The organism is Isoptericola croceus (assembly GCF_029382255.1).
Classification (GTDB): Bacteria; Actinomycetota; Actinomycetes; order Actinomycetales; family Cellulomonadaceae; genus Isoptericola; species Isoptericola croceus.
The window spans coordinates 1-288 of record NZ_JARLLG010000101.1 but is presented as its reverse complement, the minus strand read 5'-3'; the positions used below and the strand labels follow the sequence as shown (position 1 = coordinate 288).

General features: G+C 57.6%; 1 protein-coding gene. It reads right to left on the bottom strand.

The features are described from left to right. The coding region (locus PZC42_RS20845) for an ATP-dependent Clp protease proteolytic subunit (protein ID WP_277213997.1) at positions 1–288 on the bottom strand (288 nt) is incomplete at both ends.

The window sequence follows — 288 nt, the reverse complement described above, 5'->3', positions numbered from 1 at the left end:
ACCATCCTTCTTCTTATCACCATCCTTCTTCTTATCACCATCCTTCTTGGCCCCACCGGTCCCCGCAGTCAGCACGGTGTCGATGAGGCCGTACTCCTTTGCCTCGTCTGGACTCATAAAGCGGTCGCGGTCGCTGTCTTCCTCCACCTTCTCTACTGTCTGGCCCGAGTGGTGGGCGATGATCTCGATAATGCGCTGCTTGATGAAGAGGATCTCCTTGGCCTGAATCTCGATGTCGGAGGCCTGCCCCTGTGCGCCGGTTGAGGGCTGGTGGATCATGATGCGGCT